Source organism: Thalassoglobus polymorphus, assembly GCF_007744255.1.
Lineage (GTDB): Bacteria > Planctomycetota > Planctomycetia > Planctomycetales > Planctomycetaceae > Thalassoglobus > Thalassoglobus polymorphus.
In genome coordinates, this window is record NZ_CP036267.1 from 565,393 (window position 1) to 585,811 (window position 20,419).

The window sequence follows — 20,419 nt, forward strand, 5'->3', positions numbered from 1 at the left end:
AGCAGACGAGATGCAGCATGCTCAAGATTTCGCAAACGGCCTTAGAGCAAAGGATGTGATAGCAGCCATGCAAAAAGAAGGATTCGATATAACAACTCGGAGAGGGTTCAAGAAAGCGAACTATTGGTGGCATAGACGTGTGTTTACAAGAGCTATTAAAAATATACATGATAAATCTCCAGGTTTTAAGAACCTAGAAGAGTATGTTGATGACATATACAATGCTTACAAAAGGGCAGGTGGAGATCTGTCTCTTGATGAGATTTACAACGGGAAATTCGAAGGTTTTTTCTAAGGGACGCGGATATGTTTGTATGCGTACTGACCTGTGATTCATGTGGCTACGAAAGTGAACCCTTCAATGAAGGGTATTCTTTGACCTCAGATTCATATACAATAATAATTAAAAATTTAACAACAGGATCTGCTAGGATTGTAAAGCTAAAGGATTGCGAAATACCAAGTGCAATGGAATCAGATGTCGACATTGAATCCATAGTTTTAAAAGACAACGAAGAAGTTATCCGGACACAGTTTGGAGTGGGTGAATTGATCTCTGCGAATTGCCCAAATTGCCAATCGTCTGTGTTAAACAAAAATATTATTGGGATGGATTAATAAAACGAAGCAAGGTAGGTCAGGCTGTGGCAGGGTGGGCGGGGTGGCCCGCAACGCCGTTAACCCTTTTTTGATTGCTTGATATTTTGGGCGGTTTGGATTTGTTCGGGGGTGGCTTTGTTGATCTTTGGTTTGCCGGCGGGGCGTTCCTGTTTCTTTCGGGGGTAGTCGCGACTTGATTTGTCCTGACGTTGATACTCATCCAGTAGTGCCTTGCGGAGCAGGTGATGCAGGCGATCCTTTTTCTGCTGGGGGTGTAAATAGTCGCTGGCGATCCTGCGAAATGCTCTCAACGATTGGGCGATGCTCAAGCGTTCTAATGGGATGCTTTGCGAAACCAGTTCATGCGATGCGTACAGACCAATCGACCACAGCCCAACTAACGACCACTGGAGTTCAACCTGTGCATTCGCAGCAGCGTGGCTGCGGAGCTTGCGACGTCCGAACGTTTGCTTGAGGTGTCGAAAGAAGACTTCCACACCCCAGCGAGCACGATACAGGTCGGCGATTTGTTTCTCGCTCAACCTGCTTTGATTCGTGACACTCGTAATGAGGTAAACCGGATGACGCGTGCTTTGCACAACAACCAAACGGAACACCAATGGCGGTTGCTGCTTGCGTGCAGCTTTGTCAGTCCAGACGTAGACAATGCCGTTCGATTCACGAACAAAGCCCAACTTCTTGAGCAACTTCACATTCGCTCCGACGCGCACCAGGAGCTGCGAACCATGATCCAGAACAGGGACTGTAGGGTCCGCTGTGCGGACCAGATTGAGGCTGGTGTATTTCGTTGAGGGCGAATTTCGAGTTATACTATGGTTGGAGTGAACTGTAAATCAGTGGGCCTTACTGCATCCAACGGTCAACGTATTCGGTCCGCATGGCAGACCCTACTTTCGCTGTTCTTTAAGTGATAAATCGCCCATCCCCACGAGACCGCACACATGCATTTTTGCGACGGAGCGGAAGGAGGGTGTGGCTGGAGACAATCTGCGTTCTTTGATTTTCGAATTCTGGAAGGGGCGTAAGTGGGCGTTTATTCAAACCAGCCTTTTCGCCAGAGGTATCCGCCAGTCAGGGCTGCTGTTCCGAGCATTGCACCAATCACGACCAGGTAACCGAGTGGCTTGCCCATCGCTGGCATGTCGTTGAAATTCATTCCGTAGATTCCGGAGATCAATGACAATGGCATCAAGACAGCTGAGAGAATCGTTAGAAATCGGAGTCGATTGTCGACTCGTCGCTGCAAGACCAATTCGTAATCGCGAGCCAGGCTGACGACTCTTGATTCTGCTCCGTCGATTATCTGCCCGGAGAGCTGAGTCAGTTTCAGCATGTCATGGTAGAAGTGAGATTGTTCACTGACTCGAAATGCTTCAGATTCCACGGTTTGCAGTATGCCTGCACAGTAGGTGTGGTCATCATGAACTGCAGAATAATGGCTGACTTTTCTTCGCAGAGTTGCAATCTCTTTTGGATCAAGATTATCAGGATGTTCGTGGCAGGCTTGGTCAAGCAGTTCTGCTTCTGAGCGGACTTCGAGAGCTGCACCGACGGTCCCTTTTCCGATCGCCATCAAAAGGTAAAACAAAAGTGCTGAGGAGGTCTTGGCGTAGAGAGGAGTATCGAAGGAGAGGTCGCGGATGATCTGTTCGATCGAATGCGAATCGTTACGGTGAATTGTGATGATTGTCGTGTTCAAGCAGAGGATCGAGATATAAGGTTTCAAGGCTTGGTCCCAGCCCAAGTGCGTGGGGAGCTCGAGATAGAGAGCTGCCTGGGTCGAGACCACTCGGTCTGCACGATGCGGCTGCAGACAGGCAGCTTGAACTGCCGGATTCAAATTCAGTGGTGCGAGTAAGTCACGCAGTTCTTCATTTGTCGCATCCTGGATATCAATCCAGCGATTGACTTCATCCTCTTGCCAGGCTGCCGAGAGTGCAGTTTCATTTAAAGGATCTAAAGTTGAGTTCTCGCTGATCCCAAAGACTTGCATTTTCATATCGCCCGACTTTCCCTTCGCGGTGGCAGAGACAGCAACGAAGTGGATGTCCCTGATTGTGATAAATTTTTCATGCCACGACTGCGTCAGCCAAGCGGAGCGGACTGGTCGCTTTTACTGTTGATGGGCATCCGAGAATTGTAGAACGTTGCAACTGGACTCGCACGCCTTGCAGAGACCGTGGCACGCAATCCGCTCTTAAAAAAGATACTCTGCCATTCTACGGCACTTCAGCTTGATGCCCACTTGAAGTCGGGTGTCATGTCAGACTCAGTGCATTGCATCGGGCAGATTCGTGTAGGGTTGTCCACTCATTCAGAGAGGTAGCCCGGGACAGTGATTCGGGGGGAGGGGGTTTTCTAATCGATGCAGGACCACCTTCGCTGGATTCGCCCTGAGATTTCTTCAGGTGGCTGAGTCGGTCTTGCTCGCATTCGAAGGCGGTCATAGTTAAATTTGGACCGCACCGGTTCAGGTTGAGGGGGTTGCCTTTGCCTTGGATCTCATCCTGTTTGTAGTGCTGATTGAGTTAGATCAAGATGTCGCCGTTTTCCAATGATGCTCCGTTACAGCGTGTGGGGACAATTGAGACTCACACTGGGGGAGAGCCGACGCGGGTGGTGATCTCGGGAGGGCCAGATTTGGGGACGGGGTCGCTGGCGGAGCAGACCGAGCGGTTCCGTGATCAGTTCGACGAATTCCGCTCTGCTGTTGTGAACGAGCCTCGCGGGTCGGACGTCATGGTGGGGGCTTTGTTGCGTCCGCCGGTCGAGGAAAACTCCGTCGCTGGAGTCATCTTCTTTAATAATGTTGGTCCGTTACAAATGTGTGGGCATGGGACCATTGGCGTGGCGGTCGCACTGGCATCTCTCAACCGTGTTCAGCTGGGGCGCCATCAGCTCGACACACCTGTCGGGCCTGTTTCCTTTGAATTACATGACGCCAATCGGGTCACAATTCAAAACGTCCCTGCGTATCGGTATCGAAGCGATGTTGAAGTGCATGTGGACGGACTGGGGCAAATTCGCGGAGAGATCGCCTGGGGGGGCAACTGGTTTTTTCTCGTGAATGATCATGGGCAAGACTTGAATATCAACAATGTCGAAAAATTGACTAAGATCACCTGGGCGATTCGACAAGCACTGACAGCAAACGGAATTACAGGCGAGGACGGAAAAGAGATCGACCATGTTGAACTTTTCGGCCCACCTGTTGATCCGCAAAATGACAGCCGCAACTTTGTACTCTGCCCCGGGAAAGCGTATGACCGTTCTCCGTGCGGGACAGGGACGAGTGCCAAGCTGGCCTGTTTGTATGCCGATGGAAAGCTGGCTGCGGGAGAGGTTTTCCGTCAAGAGAGCATCATCGGTAGCCTGTTTGAAGGATCGGTCCAGGAGGAAAACGGGAAGGTGATTCCCAGCATCACCGGAACAGCTTACGTCAACGCAGAAACAACACTCATTCTGGATCTCAACGATCCATTTCGTTTTGGAATTCGCTCGTGAATGATACTTCTCAATCATCGACACCCCCGTCAGTTTCCCAGCCAACTTCTTCATCCAATGTCGTCATCGTTGGCGGTGGTGTGATTGGGGCTGCATGTGCCTATTATCTACAAAAGACCGGCGCCACCGTCACGGTGATCGACCGTGGAGAGTTTGGGCAAGCCTGCTCGCATGGGAATTGTGGATACATTTCTCCGAGTCATATTTTGCCACTCTGCAAACCGGGAGCCGTTTCTTCCACGATGAAGATCATGTTTAAGAAGAACTCTCCTTTTAAGGTGAGAGCTCGCTTCGACATGAAGTTATGGGGTTGGATGTTACGGTTTGCACGCAACTGTAACCATGAAAGCATGCTGAAATCAGGTCGAGCCCGGCAAGCGCTTTTGGACTCATCGCGTGAGCTGTATCTTTCGTTGATGACCTCTGGAGAGCTGGCTGATTGTGAGTTGCATACCGATGGATTGATTTTTGTGCATGACGACGAACATCACTTCCACGAGTATGAAAAAACTGACAAGCTCTTGAGAGAGGAATTCGGGCTCGCTGCCAAGCCGTACGATGGAAAGGCTCTGGAGGCTCTTGAACCGTCGCTGAAGCCGGGTGTTGGTGGTGGGTGGTTATATGAATGCGACTCTCATGTCCGTCCTGACAAAGTGATGTCTGCCTGGAAGCAGCGACTTCTCGCGAACTCGGTGAACATTGTCGAGCACTGCGAATTTCAGTCTCTGACAACCCGCGATGGAAACGTTTCACAAATTGAGACCTCAACCGGTTCTGTGAAAGCGGATCAGGTTGTGTTTGCAACCGGAGCGTGGTCGCCACAACTCGCGAAGCATTTGAAGGCAACGATTCCGATTCAGCCGGGGAAAGGGTATTCCATGACGATGCCGCGACCCAAAATCTGTCCGAAGTATCCGATGATTTTCGAACAGCATCGTGTTGCCATCACACCGATGGATACGGGGTATCGAATCGGTTCGACAATGGAATTCGCTGGGTACGATTCATCGATTAATGAAACCCGGCTGGAGATCTTAACGGATGGAGCGAAACACTATTTGAAAGAACCGCTGGCAGAACCGATTCAGGAGAAATGGTGCGGCTGGCGACCGATGAGCGCTGACGGAGCGCCGATCATTGGAAAGCTTCCACAGTTTAAAAATGCCTGGTTGGCAGCGGGGCACAGCATGCTCGGGCTGTCGATGGGAGCCGGAACTGGCAAGCTGGTGGCGGAATTAATGACCGATCAAACTCCACATATCGACCCGCACCCATACCGAGTCGAACGGTTTTAGTGTGGTGCAGAAAAGCGGCTGAGAACGCGAATTCCAATTCAAAAAATGCCATAAGATCATGAATAATCCAGCCCGAAAAAGCTCTGAACACGTACGAACCGTCGCTGTCATTGATGTCGGAACAACTTCCGTAAGAATGGCGATCGCGGAGATCTTTCCCGACGGAGATGTGCGGTTGCTCGAATCGCTCTCGCAAGCGGTCACGTTGGGAAAGGATACGTTCACAAGAGGTGAAATCGCCCGGAACACCATCGAAGAATGCGTCGCTGCGCTGAAGGCATATCGCCGAAAACTGAATGAATATCAGATCACTCGAGCGGAGGATATTCGAGTTGTCGCAACGAGTGCGGTTCGTGAAGCGACCAACCGCATCATGTTCGCCGATCGCATGTTTGTCGCGACCGGTCTTTCAGTCGAAACTCTCGATGCGGCTGAGGTTCACCGAATCACGTTTCGTGGTGTCCAGCCGATGCTCAAGGGGCAGGTCGACTTATTTCAATCGCAATCGTTTGTCACTGAAGTTGGAGGAGGGAGCACAGAACTGCTTCTCCTGAAGCAGGGAGATGTCGCCTATTCTCATGGGTTCCGTCTGGGGTCGTTGCGACTTTTGGAGTCGTTGTCGAAGTATCACTTTCCACGTGAAAAACGACGGCAGATTATGCAGACCGAAATACTTAGCCAACTCGAACCGCTCACCGAACTCGTTGAGTCCGATAATCCCACCAGCATGGTGGCGATGGGAGGGGACATCCGGTTCGCTGTCGCTCAGCTTTTGAAAACCACCGTTGGAGATGATGAACTTGTTGAGCTTCCTGTTTCCCAGCTCGCCACGTTCACAGACCAAATCCTCTCGATGAGTGATGAGGCGTTGGTCTCCAAGTATCAGTTGACATTTCCGGAGGCTGAAACACTCGGCTCGGCATTGCTGATTAACCTCACGATGGCACAACTTCTCGGCGTAGATCAAATCCTCGTGTCGAGCGTCAATTTGCGAGACGGCCTTCTCAACGACATGTCCAAGGGCCCGGAATGGAGCGAAGATTTTCAGCAACAGATCATCCGTTCGGCTTGGGAACTGGCAAAGAAATATGACGTCGACGACGATCACGCTCACTGTGTCGGAGACCTTGCTCGCCAATTGTTCCGTCAACTTCAAGCCGAGCACGATCTCGACAGTCGTTATGAATTGCTTTTGTATGTGGCTGCCCTGCTTCACGAAACAGGAGCGTACATCAACACATCGAGTATCCACAAACATTCTATGTACTTGATCATGAATAGCAGTCTCTTTGGATTAACCTCTGAAGACTTGACTCTAGTCTCGCTGGTGGCCCGTTATCATCGCAGGGCGCTGCCCAGATCGAGCCATCAGCAATATGCCTCTATGGACCGTTATCGCCGCGTCGCCATTTCCAAGCTCGCTGCGATCTTACGATTAGCCATTGCGATGGATGCTTCGCGCACACAAAGAGTCAAAGAGATCGAATGCACACGAACTCGGAACCGACTGGTGATTAGCGTCCCCAACATCGACGATTTGTCGGTCGAGCAAATTGCGATGCGCAGAAACCGGCAATTCTTTGAGTCTATTTTCGGGCTGGATGTACTGCTGCGAACTCAGGTAAAAGAGCTGAAAATCGAGCCAAGTGCGCAATTGTAGACGCTCATTCGACTCACTCTTTACGAATTCAACCAACTGAACGCCGGGCTGCTGTATAAGATGCAGAGTAAGAGACTCGTCCCGTCGAACATCGAGCGACATCTATGAAAATTACATTTCTTGGAGCGGCTGGTGAAGTCACCGGAAGCCAGCATCTGATCGAGACGAGCCATCGTCGCATCCTGCTTGATTGTGGCTTCTTTCAGGGCAGGCGAGCAGAATCCCGCAAGAAAAACGAAACGTTCCATTGCGACCCAAAGAACCTCGATGCTGTGGTGCTCTCCCATGCTCATATCGACCATTGTGGAAATCTGCCACAGTTATACAGCAAAGGCTTTCGTGGACCGGTTTTCTGTACCGATGCGACGGCCGACATCGCTGAAATCATGCTGATGGATTCAGCAAAGATCCAGCGTGAAGATGCGAAGTATCTGTCACGAAAACTCGAAGGCGATCATCCTCCCATTGAGCCACTCTACACTGAGAAGGACGTGAAAGGGCTCGTGTCGAATTTTGAGCCATGCCCATTTTCAGAGTGGCAGCAATTGTGTGACAACGACGAAGTTCGATTGAGATTCCACCGCGCGGGGCACGTCTTGGGATCTGCAATTGTTGAGTTGGAACTGAAAGACGGAACAGAGCACAAACGCGTCGTCTTTTCGGGAGACCTGGGACGTCGCGGAATGCCGCTGCTGCGTGATCCGGATACCGTCGAAGGGGCAGACGTCCTGATCTGTGAATCGACGTACGGAAGTCGCGTTCACCCACCACCGCAGGACATCAAATCGCACCTTAAGAAAATCATTGGTGAATGTTTCGTTAAAGGAGGACGTGTCATTATTCCGGCCTTCAGCTTCGGACGGACTCAGCAAATCGTCTATTACCTGAACGAACTGACGAACAGTGGAGAGCTGAATTGCTTGCCAATGTTTCTCGACAGTCCGTTAGCCAGCCGTCTCACAAACGTTTTCCGTCGTTACAATCACACACTCGACGCCGATGTTCAGGAGACACTCAAGTCCGATGACGATCCGTTTGGATTTGAATGCTTAACTGAAATTGAAAACCAGCAACAGAGTATCGAGCTCAATAAGCGACGAGGGACATTTGTTGTGATCGCTGCCAGTGGAATGTGCGAGAACGGGCGTGTCGTCCACCATCTGAAGCAAGCACTTCCCCAAGAGAAGAACACTGTCGTTCTCATGGGCTATCAGGCCCCGCATACAACCGGTCGGGAAATCGCAGAGCGAAGGGAGCATGTCCGCATCTTTGGACGTGACGTTCCTGTCAGGGCGAATGTCGTGCAACTGGAAGGTCTCTCCGCACATGCCGACATTGTCGATTTCAAGTGGTGGTTTGAAGAATCAACCAAGCGGGGGCACTTTGGAAAGGTCTTTTTGGTCCATGGAGAGCCAGACTCTGCTCAAGCATTGGCGACCACGATTCGCGACTACTGCGATGAAGACCCAATCATTCCGGCCTTTGGAGAGTCGTTCGAGATTTGAACCGGTTTGCTGAGCAACCGGAGTCGCTGACCGGGAAGAACCGGCAGGTGAGAATCAACAGTGGAAAAGAAGTTCACTGGAAATCAAAAAAGAGGCGCAGCCCGGATTCGAACCGGGGAATAACGGATTTGCAATCCGTCGCCTTAGGCCACTTGGCTACTGCGCCTTCTTGAATTCTGCTTCACTCATTGAACCCCACTAATCAGAGCTGGCGACTTTGAACTCAGTGAGGCTGTGTAATATTTGATCGGACAGGGAAAAGCGGAACCTTCGACATATTTCCTGTTTTTCCGCAGGAATTCATGACATCAACATTGGTTGAAATCAGTAAGGCCTACCTGACCCGCAAACTTCCCCTTGGGTGAGTAAGTTAACGATCATTTCCTGGAGCGTCAAACCTGTTCTCAAGTTCGCGACAGAGTACGATTTTTCTTTCTCAAACAACTGAAATGTCCAGTGAAACTTACGCTAAAGAGGCCACAACAGAAGACAAAACCAGGTCTCGTCACTAGCATAGAGGATGAAGTCAATGATGAACGCAATACATGTTTTCGCATCAGTATCTACGAGTGCGAATTCTGAACGTCTTTTGGGTAGGGATTGAGAAAATGCCAACGACACATGAAATCTACGATCAGGCCGTTGAACTCAAGAATCAGGGGGATCTGGAAGGGGCTGTCAGCAAGCTCAAGGAAGTCCTTGAAATTGATCCAAATCATTCCGACACCCACTCGGCCTTGGCGGTTTACTTGCAGCGAATGGGACAGTTCGACAGTGCGATTGAGCACGCGAAGAAGGTTTGCGAGATCTCTCCGAATGATTCGTTCTCCTATACACAACTTTCCGTGATCTACGTGAAGTGTGGAAAGATTCAGGAAGCTGAAGACGCCCGCGAAAAGGCTCATCAGGTTCAGGCTGCGAATGCCGGGTAAGCTTCGAAGCGTTTTCAGAAGAGAGTCGGTTGCCGAAAGGTGACTTCAGCACGACCGGGCCATTCCGGCATCGGCGGAACATCTGGATGGTGTTTTTTGACGAGCCCCCAGAGTTTCTCGCCAAGCGCTGGTGCAAAAAGCTCATTGGGAGCATGTGTGAACAGATACGGGCTGAGTCCCTGTTGCAGCCAGCAAGCAGCAATCTCAGCCCAGTCGTTCCACCAATCTTCAACGGCAGCGACATCATTTCTTCCGACTGCCCGAACCATCGGATGCTGTCCCGTGACGGTGGTCCGGAACGGAGAACGTGGTTTGCGTCGCTGAGCTTCTTTCTCGGTCTCATCTGTTGGTGATGCTGAAAATAATGATCGGGAATCAAACAGGCAGCGATCAATACCGAGATCAGTCAGTAACTGGTCAAGATTTCGTTCGCATTCGCTATTGTCGAACCAGTTACGATGACGGACTTCAACAGCATACGAAAACTCTTTGGGTAGCGACCTCAGAAATTGTTCGAGGAGGTCAAAGTCTGTTCCTGAAAAGTATGGTGGAAGCTGCAAAAACGCCGGGCCAAGACGGTCACGCTGTTGGAGCGTCGAGAGTAGCGAGAGAAATGCGTCGGTGACGGCGCCGCAGTCAAACAGTTTGGATTCGTGAGAAATCGATTTTGGAAACTTCAGGCAGAACCGAAACCCGGCCGGTGTTTGATCACACCATTGCTCGATCGTCTCGCTTCCCGGAAATGCATAGAACGTGCTGTTCACTTCCACAGTATTAAAGACAGATGCATACTGGCTAAGAAACTCTCGACGTGTCGCCTTCGCTGTGAACAGGCTTCCCTTCCATTGAGCAAATGCCCAAATTGGACACCCAATGTAAAGCGATGGACGCTGCGAGTCCGCAAGAGTTGCCTCTGTCATGATTTGACTTCCACTGGAAGAGTTCGGTGGATGATAGCCTTTTTCGAAGTCGTGTTCGCGTACTGCCTCGTGGCGAACAGCTATCTCGCTTGTGAAACGCGTTCTTCACGGGCACATGGGAGAGCAAACTGCTCTAGAACCGGTCCGATGTAAGACCCTCTCTGTGCATGAGAGAACATCTTCAGGTTTTCGTATTGGTCCTGATACCACTATAGTCATTTGAGGTGAAAATTCTATTAGAGCATTATTAATGCTTGTCGTGCCCGTGAAGTTCATTTTGAAGTTCATTTTGAAGTTCATTTTGAAGTTCATTTTTATGGCTTCATAGGCTGCTCGCCACGAGGCAGTACGTAAAGATCAATATTGGATGTGTTTTTGAACTAGTCTCAAAACTTGCTGTTCACTTCTCTGAGACAGAGAATGGTTGCAATTCCATAGGTTTTGAGACTGCTTCAAGCCAGAATTATGAACGACATCGCCAGGGACAACGAAGGACGCAACATGAAATCGCAACTTTGGATCGCACTCGTAATCGTGTTCACGGTTTGCACATCAGGAGAAGCTGCCAAGAAGAATGTGTTGTTCATCGCGATTGACGATCTGCGTCCCGAACTGGGGTGCTTCGGCTCAGATGTTGCCATCTCACCGCACCTGGATGCATTGGCTGCCAAAAGCGTGGTCTTTAAAAATCACTTTGTGCAAGTCCCAACCTGCGGAGCCTCGCGCTACGCTTTACTGACAGGCAGAAGTCCCGCGAAATCGGGAGTGACATCCCAAAACGCAGCCGCTTATCGCGGCAAAAGTGCCTTCTCGATGGAGCAACTTCCCGGAGCACAAACGCTCCCCGAACTTTTCCAGCGAAGCGGCTATCACACGACTTTGATCGGAAAAATTTCTCACACTGCAGATGGATTGGTGTACGAATACAACGGCGAAGGAGATGGTCGCCACGAACTCCCGCACGCCTGGGATGAGCTGGCAACACCGTTGGGGCCATGGAAGCGTGGCTGGGGAATCTTCTTCGCGTACGCGGACGGCAAGCATCGTGAAGATGGCGGAGGGCATATCGACCTGATGCAATTCACGGTCGAAAACGATGATGACCTTCCCGATGGAATGCTGGCAACCACCGCCGAAGAAAAGCTTCGAGAGTTCAGCAAGTCTGACAAACCATTCTTCCTCGGCCTGGGGTTTATCAAACCACACTTACCATTCGTCGCCCCCAAGCAGGACTGGGAGGCTTTCGAAGGCGTTCAAATTTCTGATCCACCACACCCCGAAAAACCAGACAGCCCACACTGGCACAAAAGTGGTGAGTTTTTTAAGTACACATTCCCGTTCCCGAAAGAACGACCGCTGAGCCCAGAAGAGATCCGCGAGTGTCGACGCGCCTATCTAGCCTGTGTTCGTTACACAGATCGGCAAGTCGGCCGCGTGATGAAAGTCCTCGAAGAGACCGGGCTGGCGGAATCGACAGTGGTCGTTGTCTGGGGGGACCACGGCTGGAATCTCGGCGATTCCGACATGTGGGCCAAACATACTCCCTTCGAACGAGCTGTTCACAGCCCGCTAATCATCTTCGATCCAGCCCACACCAACAACGCCCGAACCACTGACGCCCTCGTTGAGACAATCGATATTTACCCCACACTGATTGACCTGTGCGAACCGTCATTTACAAAAATGACCCATCCACTCGATGGAAAGTCGCTCTTACCAATTCTGAACAACACAAAACCCTCCGTCCGAAACAACGCTGTCAGCTACTGGAGAGATTCCGTCACCGTCCGAACAGCGACTCACCGTTTAATTGCAACGAAGAAAAAAGGCTCAAACAGAAAATTTGAACTGTACGATCAAACAACAGACTTCGACCCCGTCAAGAATCTGGCAGAGAGCCAACCTGAAGTCGTCAAAAAACTAACACGATTACTGCCGTAAAAGCGATTCACAAAACCCACTCCGACGAGCGGCACGATTCAGGTTGCAGCGCGCCACGGTCTCTGTGAGCCGTGCGAGGGCAGATGCAACATTCTCCAGGGCGGAGACGGCCATCAACGGTAAAAGCGACCACTCTGTTCCGTACGGTTGGCATAGTCTTGGCATGGTGGATTCATTATTGTCAGGGGCACTCTGTCGTTCTCTATCGCAGCCTTCCCCCTCCATCGGAGAGCCATTCAAATGTCTATCGATCAGCTGACGCAATTCTTCGGTTGGTGTACCGCAATCAACATGGGTGTGCTCGTCGTTTCAACGATCGCGCTTGTCTTCCTGACCGGGCCGGTTTCGAAGATTCATAGCCGTGTGATGGGAGTGCAGGAGTCTGAGCTTCCCCCGTTATATTTCCAGTATTTGGGGCACTACAAAATTGCCGTCCTGGTTTTCAATCTTGTACCGTACATCGCTTTAAAGCTCGTCACATGAGACTGAGCGGAAGAAGCTGGTCGGTCACTCTTTGTTTGCGGTTGCTTTCTTTTTTCTTTTGACAGTTAGCGTTGCGTGCAGTCCGTCTTCGAGGAATTTGAGGCCGATGGTCAGGCCGCCGAAGTTGGAGAGGACGTTTTGAATGGCGCCTTTTTCCTGGCCGATGGCTGCCTGTTTTGGAGAGTAGGCGCTGCCGTGGACGGAGCATTCGAGGTGCTCACCCTGTTGATGATATTTCCCACCGCAGGGGCAGTAGAAATCGAGTCCGTACAGTTGTTCGGCCCGCTGTTCGGCTCGCTGTTCGATGTGGTTGGTTCTCTGCGTTGCGACTACGGTGTTCTTCAGGCTCGAAAGGCGTCCGACGTTGTCGAGGCATGCCTGACGATGATTTTCCGCCCAACCCAGCTGGAAGTTTGAGAGGGTTTGATTCCAGTTCTCGGGGCGGATACGGATCATGGCATGTGCGGACGATGCAGGGTCGTTGCTTCCCTGGACTCCTTCTGCGTGCAGCTTGGCAAGGTCATGCAGGACATCGGGCTTGCTGGCGATGTACAGTTGATTTTCGATTCTGGCCCAGAAAAATCTCCATTTGATCGGGCCGAGCGAGATGCACTCAGTCCGCGCGAGGACGTTTTCACCCACGGGGATTTTGTAAAAGTCATTCTCCGTTCTGAACCAGCCTGTCGTGACGGTTTTCCGTGCAACCGGTGCGAGTAGGTCGTCGAGGTGGTCAAGGAATCGATCGGTGACTTCGACATCGTCCAGCGGCATTGAGACGTAAACAGGTGAATTGAGCGAAGCGACCAACAGGAAGACGGGGATGAAATCGTCATTGAAGTTATTTCGGTTCGAGAACGATCCTAACATTTGGCCCAGAAAACGAGTGAGCTGAAAATCGAAAGTCTGTTCTGAATCGTAGACATGAAAACCGATCTGGTTTTTGACGCCTTTGGTCACGAAGTCGTAGGCCAGCTTCTCGTCAACCTGTCCATCTCGCAAATGAGTCAACCGGTAGGCCAATCCGGATCGATTGCGGCGGCGCAGATTTGTGCGGGTACCGAAGTTCTGAAGAACTTCACCTCCGTTGCGTGTAATGGCATGGTCCAGCGTCTGCTTCTCGATGTCGTTGTTGATGGAACGAACACTTCCATCAGCCATGACAATGAGCGACTTTTGATCGTATTTCCCCAGGAGGATCTCTGCGAGCCGATTGTTTTTCGCTTTGACGTCGTCGGGGCTTGTCCAGATGATAGCGTCAGCGATGTTACTGTCCACGAAGAGAACGGTGTTGGATGTTCCGTCAGTTGTATCGCGGATTTTGACGCCATCTTTACCACCTGTGAAGAGCGTCTTTTCGCCCACAACGACCTGATAGCTTGTTCGTCCTTCTGCTTTTTTCTCACCGGGGATCGCGTAGATGTTTGGGATTTTTCCAATGAGTTTTCGGTTGTGCGGACTGCTCCAAGGTTCATCCAAATGGAATTGTTGATACAGCTCATTTTGATCCAAATATGGAAGTAGATGAACACGCCAGCTCAGCAGCTGTTTACCCTTTGCATCGGTATTTGCAACGGGAGGAAAGGCCCTGTGAGTATCGTGATAGTTGTGCATCGCCAGTCCAATCTGTTGCATTCGCTGCGAGCTGACTTCGAATAAATACTCTGGCGATTGAAGATCTGCCTGCTGGTCAGGGACTGGCGGTTGCCAACCTGATTTCTGTAGCAGACCTTGTTTGTCAATCTGAAAGCTCATGCTGAAGATGTTTCGCTCGGGCACAGGGGCAGTCTCAAGCGGGGTCGTTTTTCCTCCAAGTGTGGCAGCCATTCCCTGATAGATCGAATTGTTAATCAATGGCAGAATAATCGTCTCCATCCGGTATTCCTCCGGCTGAACTGATACGCGAATGGCGATGGGATCGAAGAAGGTTCTCCAGTACCGTTCGTATGCGGTGACGAACTCTGTATAGAGTTTAGCTTCTTCATCAGAGACCTTCTCAACGGCGATTTCACAGCACGGTTTCAATGAACCAATCTGTCCGTGGTGTGAGCAAATTCCTGTTTGACCATCCTCGCTGAGCTTGTAGGTTCCGCCACTGGGGCAGGTGAATTTTGCTTTGCCGAAATCTGCCGGCAAGGCTTCCTTCTCAATCAGGTCTTCAATTGATTGAGGCGACGCGCCCTGTTCGCTTTCGTAAAGAGCACAGGCATGGCTGAGCATTCGCAGATGGTTGTAGCAAAGGACGCGGCGGCGTTCGGTCAGTTTTAATTCTGGGCCAGTCAACCGGCGAATAAACGGATCGGACAGATAGATCAGCCCATCTTCCTCCTTGGCTCCCAGCGGCATCAAGGTTCGGATGTACGCGAACTCATCAGAGTCTGCGAGGCTTGCTCGACGGTCTTTCGGCTCACCCTGAAAGGTGTCTATGACTCTCTTCAGCCCGACAAGCGAATTGCTGCGCAGGTGGAGATCTTCTCCCACGAAAGCCGAGTAAACGTTCACCTTGCGGTCCGGACTTGTCAGGCTTTCGTATTTGATTCCTTTGTAAGTTCCTTGATTACGAACTGCTTTGCCATGGGCTTTTGCTGCATTTGTAAGGAAGGTTTCCAGTTGGGCTTTGAAGACGACTGGCTGTTGATATCGAAAGAGCAGGGTGATGTCGCTTCCGCGAGTGAGGTAGAGGTCGTTCCCGGTCGCAGCAATTTCTTTGACGACCAAGTCGTAGAACGGCTTGAGTAAATCATTGGTCTCAAGTGCCAACTGAGTGAGCAACTCTTCGTTGACATTAGAGGAGTACGCTTTGTGGTTCGATTGGCTGATCAAGTGCGCTCCCCATTGATCACTGAGAGCGAGGACGTCCAGAAGTTTGCTGACCGACTGAAAGTGGATGTAGTATTGATCTTCAGGAATGTAGCTTGCTAGCAGGGAAGTTTTTCGAGGTTGGTTCCCCAGCATCTCTTTCCATGGGTGACTTTTCGTCCTTGGCCCCTGTAACGTTTTGACCAAAACATTCTGTTCGGACGCCTCAGCTTTTCCGGAAGGGAGATTGCTGCGACCGTTTCGAGCATTGACGGGGCCATCTGCCATGGCTTCAAGTTGCAGGCTCTCTTGAATCGCTAATGTTCCAGTAAAGAGGCTGAACAGATTGACGCCGTCGGCGCGGCGTCTCCATTCGGGGTTGGAAGCGTTGAGGGTCGCGAAAATTTTCTTCGCGAACTCCTTCTCGATTCCTTCCCGTTTCGCGAGTTGCATAGTCACGTATTGGAGATAAGCATCGTTCGGGTACATCTCCAAGTGCTCCATGCCTGTGTCGAGAGTCCATTGAGCAGGCGGCTGAGCAGGCGACTTTGAACCCTCATCAGCATCTTGGGCAATCGCCGGACGCAGCCCGGACAGCAATCCCCCCACACAAATCGTAATCAGTATTGAACTCTTCATGAGCGTTCGTTGCTTGATGGACATTTGAGGCTTCCCGGAAAGAGGTACGTGTGCTCTGTTGAGTTTGAACTGTCACGCGGTTGGTGTCAGCCGGCTCACTCGTTGTGGTGCGACAGGACTGTTTTCGAACAATTTTTCGTGAGTGCCAGGGCTTAGGCGGCTCCAGCGTTCGGACTCATCTACTTGACTATGCGTGGTCGCTCGCAAAAACTCACGCGATAATTCAAGATAATATGAAATTGCTGTGCATTCGGAATGTGACGACTTGCGGTCGCCCTTGTCGCCGACTTCAATCTGGTGAGACAAGGAAAGGCTCACGAATCGATTCGTGAGGGGAAGAATTGTTGGCCAGTGAGACAGAGTCTTGGTTGATTTGTGAGACGGGGCACAGCCGAAGATGTGGTGATGCTGTAAGATTCTTGACGCAAACTCCGCTTAAACCAGACGTTGTGAGAAACACAAGATGACACATCAATCAGGATTCCAGTACTTCTGGGATAAGTTTTCAGTTCAGTTTGGAGGCGTTGCGATCCTTCTTGCCTTATTCGGAATAGTGCAGAAGCAGGCGGCGGCCTCGGAGCTTCATCCGGAACTGGTGAAGTATGTACAGGCACGTCAATCAGAGTTTGAGCAGATTCCGGCTTCACGAAAAGCGGAGCTCGAAAAACTGTCTCGTTATATTGAATCGAGATTGGAGACTGCTTCGCCGATTCAAATGACCTTTATCTGCACTCACAATTCCAGGCGGAGCCACATGGCTCAGCTTTGGGCTGCTGTTGCTGCGACGCATTATGGAGTCGAGCAGTTCAAGTCTTACTCTGGTGGGACCGAGGCGACTGCGTTTAATCCTCGGGCGGTCGCAGCCTTGCAGCGAGCCGGACTGAACCTTACGACTGATGGGGCTCGACCAAACCCACGTTACAAGGTTTCATGCTCTTTAACGGGTGAGAATTGGGAATGCTTTTCCAAGGTCTATCATTCGCCTCCGAATCCAACTGCCAACTTTTGTGCGGTCATGACTTGTTCGAGTGCGGATGAAGACTGCCCGGTTGTGGCAGGGGCGGATGCCAGGTTTGCGATCCCGTATGTGGATCCAAAAATCTCAGACAATACTCCTGAAGAATCTGCGACATACGATGAGCGCTCGGCTCAAATTGCCCGAGAGATGTTTTATGTATTCTCCAAGCTGGAATCGAAGTGATCGATATTCACAAGGTATTTGCAGGAGTCTTGAGGGATGCGCTAATAAAGCGGTGCACAAAAAAAACGGTGTGAACTTTGGAGTTCACACCGTTTGAAAACCTGGATTGATTCCGGGGCTTATGTGTTGGTCTCTGCTTCGCCTGCACGGGCTCGGCGTTCTCGGAGACGAGTTGCTTTTCCGATTCGGTCTCGCAGGTAGAAGAGTTTTGCGCGACGGACTCGAGCATGGCGTTTGACAACGACATCAGCGACTTTTGGGGAGTTCATCGGGAAGGTTCGTTCGACTCCTTCACCGGCGACGATGCGGCGGACTGTGAACATTTCGTTCATGCCACGTCCTCGTGTAGCGATCACGACTCCTGCGAAGATCTGGATTCGTTCTTTGCTGCCTTCCAGAATTCGCGTGTGGACGTCAACGGTATCGCCGACGCCGAATTTTAGTGGGTTCTCACGCAAGCTGGATTTTTCAGCGAGGTCGAGTAGTGGGTTGCGCATATTTCTGCTCCTCTCAATGTCGTTCGAATTGTCACGAGAGGTTCCCGGTTGGGAAGGGGAACATCGTCAAGTTGATCGTCCTGTCCCGACGACGCAGCTGAAGCCTGAATACTAGAACGGGTTCTCAATTATTCGTGGAGGTCTTCGCCGCTAAGTAAGTCATTCCGCCGTTGGCGGGTTCTTTCTAAACTTTGTTCTTCTCGCCATTTGGCAATCGCTTGATGGTTGCCACTCAGAAGGATTTCGGGAACTTCCATTCCACGAAACTCTCTGGGACGGGTGAACTGGGGATGTTCCAGTAACCCTGTCGAGGAGAAGGAATCTTCTTTGGCACTTGCCTCGTCCCCTAACACTCCGGGAATGAGACGCATGATCGATTCGATGATCAGCATGGCTGGGACTTCACCGCCGTTGCAGATGAAATCGCCAATCGAAACTTCCATTGGCTTCAGGCCCTGGCTGATTCGATCATCAAATCCCTCGTATCGACCGCACAGTAGCAATAGCCTTTGTTCGGTCGAAAGTTCTTCGGCAAGGTTTTGATCGAGCTTTCTTCCCTGCGGAGTGAGCATGATCAACTTGCCGGGTTGCTGAGATTCGGCCTGAACTGCTTCGACGCAGTCAAAAACCGGTTCACAGCGAATCAGCATTCCGGGGCCGCCCCCATAGGGCGTATCGTCTACTGATTGGTGTTTGTCTTTTGTCCAGTCTCGAAAATTCCAGAGCTGAATGTTGATGAGTTCGGCGTCGATCGCCTTCTTCAGCAAGCTTTGCTGAAGGAACCCCTCAAACAGCCCCGGAAAGAGCGTAAGCACGTCGAAACGCATTCCGAAAACCGATTAGAACGTTTTGCTTGATTAATGTATATCTCTGTGAAGTGCGTCGTTACGAAACCTGAAATTGCCTTTGGTCGAGGCCATTTCTTGAGGCTGACGCATCACGGGGCTGTCACCGCTGACTCATCACCGCTAGTTAACGACTGCTGATTATTCATTATTTAACAACCTACCGCTGGTTCTTGACCACTGATGTGTTGTCAATAATACGCAAACGTCCAGATGAAGCTGTGTGAAGACTTCTCTTGAGGTCTTCTACTGACTTGTTGGCCTGCATGAAGGGGACTCACCACAGGACAGAACAGGTCAGTCATTTTATTGAAAATGACCTAGCTTTCAGCTGGAGCTTCCGCTTCTTCTTCAGCAGGAGCATCTTCGCTGGCTTCCGGCTCAGGAGCCTTTTTCACCTTCGGAGCTTCCATTGGAGGTGGTGATTTCGTTTCACCCCAATCATTATCTTTAAATTTCCGGATGAGAACAGCGACTTTTTCAGACGGCTGTGCTCCCACGGAAATCCAATGGTCGATGCGATCCATTTTCAAAGTCACACGTTGTGATTTGTCCATTTTCATGGGATCGTACGTTCCAACCTCTTCGATGGCTTCACCATCACGAGGTTTGCGAGCATCCATTATGCAGATGCGATAAAAAGGACGATGTGTTCGTCCCAGCTTTTTCATTCGAATCCGAACCGCCACGTTTGTCTCCTGAGACAACTGAAAAATCTGCTGAAATAATCTATCGGTGAATATTTGTCCCCATCCTGATGACGGGGACGTTTTTTTAGCAAAGAGCAGGGATTGACACCCTGATCTCAGAATCTTCTGATCAATATAACACAATTGACCAAGCAGAATCTGTGCGCACAATTTGGGGAAAGGGCCTGTTTACACGATTTCGGTCGATTTGTCACCTCAAACGGCAGCGAATTCTGGGCAAACAGGCCTCAGGGCATCAGCCGAACGGGTTGATACTGCGAAGATTCCCTCGCGGACTGGCCGAGTTCCCTCTGATTTCTGGACCTCAATTAAGAATGTGAAGCAAATTACTGGATGTAATAATTCTTGTAACCCCTTCCCTATAATGTTCTTACGGCGAATCTCGTAGGGTTTTGTGTTTTTTTCATTCTTTTTCTGTCACAGATTCTCGCATTCTCCGCTGAGAGTTTTACCGGCCAACAAGGCTGGCAAGAAAAACTCACCTCACCGCTCACCGGAGAAGTCCAATGTTACGCAAGTCTCTCTCATACCTATTTGCAGTCGCTGTTTGTGGAATGCTGACAATGGATGTCGCAGAAGCTCAGAGCCGGTCCAAGTTCAGCGGCAAATTTTCATCGAGTAGCCGCCCCTCTTCCAGCAGCCGTTCATCTTCATTCAGTCGCAGACCAAGCAACTCTAGCTCTAAGCAATCATCAAGTTCGCGAGCGTCTAGTTCTCGCCTGTCCACATCTCGACCAAGTGCGAAACGACCTTCAGTTTCTCTACCGTCAATAACTCGCCCGTCAGTGACTCGCCCAAGTGCGAAACGGCCATCGACAACTCGGCCATCAATCACCCGTCCTTCTGTTAAGGGACCTTCCACGACACGCC

Annotated in this window: 17 protein-coding genes and 1 tRNA gene; 9 read left to right on the plus strand and 9 right to left on the minus strand. The window is 50.8% G+C overall.

Annotation, left to right across the window (positions count from 1 at the left end):
* The first annotated feature begins 10 nt into the window (after nt 1-10).
* Nucleotides 11-295 (plus strand): hypothetical protein, encoded by a 285-nt coding sequence (locus tag Mal48_RS02125; protein WP_145195653.1) that lies wholly within the window; start codon nt 11-13, stop codon nt 293-295.
* Nucleotides 296-677: 382 nt separating this feature from the next.
* Here Mal48_RS02125 and Mal48_RS02130 read toward each other — a convergent pair whose 3' ends face one another.
* Together Mal48_RS02130 and Mal48_RS02135 are read right to left on the minus strand one after the other, a co-directional pair.
* Nucleotides 678-1,430: a transposase gene (locus tag Mal48_RS02130; protein WP_145195655.1), complete on the minus strand. Its 753-nt coding sequence runs from the start codon at nt 1,428-1,430 to the stop codon at nt 678-680.
* A gap of 224 nt (nt 1,431-1,654) precedes the next feature.
* Nucleotides 1,655-2,620 carry a magnesium transporter CorA family protein gene (locus Mal48_RS02135; RefSeq protein WP_145195657.1) on the minus strand — a complete coding sequence of 322 codons (966 nt, stop codon included), beginning with the start codon at nt 2,618-2,620 and terminating at the stop codon, nt 1,655-1,657.
* 539 nt (nt 2,621-3,159) lie between these two features.
* Here Mal48_RS02135 and Mal48_RS02140 point away from each other — a divergent pair.
* From Mal48_RS02140 to Mal48_RS02155, 4 genes are all read left to right on the plus strand, one after another.
* Nucleotides 3,160-4,125 (plus strand): proline racemase family protein, encoded by a 966-nt coding sequence (locus Mal48_RS02140; RefSeq protein WP_231739851.1) that lies wholly within the window; start codon nt 3,160-3,162, stop codon nt 4,123-4,125.
* Nucleotides 4,122-5,420 (plus strand): NAD(P)/FAD-dependent oxidoreductase, encoded by a 1,299-nt coding sequence (locus tag Mal48_RS02145; protein ID WP_145195659.1) that lies wholly within the window; start codon nt 4,122-4,124, stop codon nt 5,418-5,420. Before Mal48_RS02140 ends, Mal48_RS02145 begins: the two co-directional genes overlap by 4 nt.
* Before the next feature lie 58 nt (nt 5,421-5,478).
* Nucleotides 5,479-7,080 (plus strand): Ppx/GppA phosphatase family protein, encoded by a 1,602-nt coding sequence (locus Mal48_RS02150; RefSeq protein WP_145195661.1) that lies wholly within the window; start codon nt 5,479-5,481, stop codon nt 7,078-7,080.
* Between the two features lie 104 nt (nt 7,081-7,184).
* Complete coding sequence (locus Mal48_RS02155; protein ID WP_145195663.1) at nt 7,185-8,585, plus strand: MBL fold metallo-hydrolase; 1,401 nt, start codon at nt 7,185-7,187, stop codon at nt 8,583-8,585.
* A 92-nt stretch (nt 8,586-8,677) separates the two neighbouring features.
* Here the strand turns inward: Mal48_RS02155 and Mal48_RS02160 are convergent.
* Nucleotides 8,678-8,751 (minus strand) — tRNA-Cys (locus Mal48_RS02160).
* A 442-nt stretch (nt 8,752-9,193) separates the two neighbouring features.
* Between Mal48_RS02160 and Mal48_RS02165 the strand changes: the two genes are divergently transcribed.
* Nucleotides 9,194-9,517, plus strand: a complete 324-nt coding sequence (locus Mal48_RS02165; RefSeq protein WP_145195665.1) for a tetratricopeptide repeat protein — start codon at nt 9,194-9,196, stop codon at nt 9,515-9,517.
* 14 nt (nt 9,518-9,531) lie between these two features.
* On the opposite strand, the gene Mal48_RS02170 is transcribed toward Mal48_RS02165, so the two are convergent.
* Nucleotides 9,532-10,437 (minus strand): DUF72 domain-containing protein, encoded by a 906-nt coding sequence (locus Mal48_RS02170; RefSeq protein ID WP_145195667.1) that lies wholly within the window; start codon nt 10,435-10,437, stop codon nt 9,532-9,534.
* 501 nt (nt 10,438-10,938) lie between these two features.
* Between Mal48_RS02170 and Mal48_RS02175 the strand changes: the two genes are divergently transcribed.
* Together Mal48_RS02175 and Mal48_RS02180 are read left to right on the plus strand one after the other, a co-directional pair.
* Nucleotides 10,939-12,378 carry a sulfatase gene (locus Mal48_RS02175; protein WP_145195669.1) on the plus strand — a complete coding sequence of 480 codons (1,440 nt, stop codon included), beginning with the start codon at nt 10,939-10,941 and terminating at the stop codon, nt 12,376-12,378.
* Between the two features lie 240 nt (nt 12,379-12,618).
* Nucleotides 12,619-12,861 carry a DUF6868 family protein gene (locus Mal48_RS02180; RefSeq protein ID WP_145195671.1) on the plus strand — a complete coding sequence of 81 codons (243 nt, stop codon included), beginning with the start codon at nt 12,619-12,621 and terminating at the stop codon, nt 12,859-12,861.
* A 24-nt stretch (nt 12,862-12,885) separates the two neighbouring features.
* Here Mal48_RS02180 and Mal48_RS02185 read toward each other — a convergent pair whose 3' ends face one another.
* Entirely contained in the window at nt 12,886-16,320 is a 3,435-nt protein-coding gene (locus Mal48_RS02185) for a DUF1559 family PulG-like putative transporter (protein WP_145195673.1), read from the minus strand.
* A gap of 439 nt (nt 16,321-16,759) precedes the next feature.
* Here Mal48_RS02185 and Mal48_RS02190 point away from each other — a divergent pair, with 439 nt between their 5' ends.
* The gene (locus tag Mal48_RS02190; protein ID WP_145195675.1) at nt 16,760-17,497 is read left to right on the plus strand and encodes an arsenate reductase/protein-tyrosine-phosphatase family protein; all 738 of its coding nucleotides are present in this window, start codon (nt 16,760-16,762) and stop codon (nt 17,495-17,497) included.
* A gap of 119 nt (nt 17,498-17,616) precedes the next feature.
* Here Mal48_RS02190 and rplS read toward each other — a convergent pair whose 3' ends face one another.
* From rplS to Mal48_RS02210, 4 genes are all read right to left on the minus strand, one after another.
* Entirely contained in the window at nt 17,617-17,994 is a 378-nt protein-coding gene (gene rplS, locus Mal48_RS02195) for a 50S ribosomal protein L19 (RefSeq protein WP_145195677.1), read from the minus strand.
* A gap of 128 nt (nt 17,995-18,122) precedes the next feature.
* Nucleotides 18,123-18,821 carry a tRNA (guanosine(37)-N1)-methyltransferase TrmD gene (gene trmD / locus Mal48_RS02200; protein ID WP_145195679.1) on the minus strand — a complete coding sequence of 233 codons (699 nt, stop codon included), beginning with the start codon at nt 18,819-18,821 and terminating at the stop codon, nt 18,123-18,125.
* 338 nt (nt 18,822-19,159) lie between these two features.
* Nucleotides 19,160-19,528 carry a 30S ribosomal protein S16 gene (rpsP, locus tag Mal48_RS02205; RefSeq protein ID WP_145195681.1) on the minus strand — a complete coding sequence of 123 codons (369 nt, stop codon included), beginning with the start codon at nt 19,526-19,528 and terminating at the stop codon, nt 19,160-19,162.
* A 601-nt stretch (nt 19,529-20,129) separates the two neighbouring features.
* Complete coding sequence (locus tag Mal48_RS02210; protein WP_145195683.1) at nt 20,130-20,411, minus strand: hypothetical protein; 282 nt, start codon at nt 20,409-20,411, stop codon at nt 20,130-20,132.
* Nucleotides 20,412-20,419: the final 8 nt, after the last annotated feature.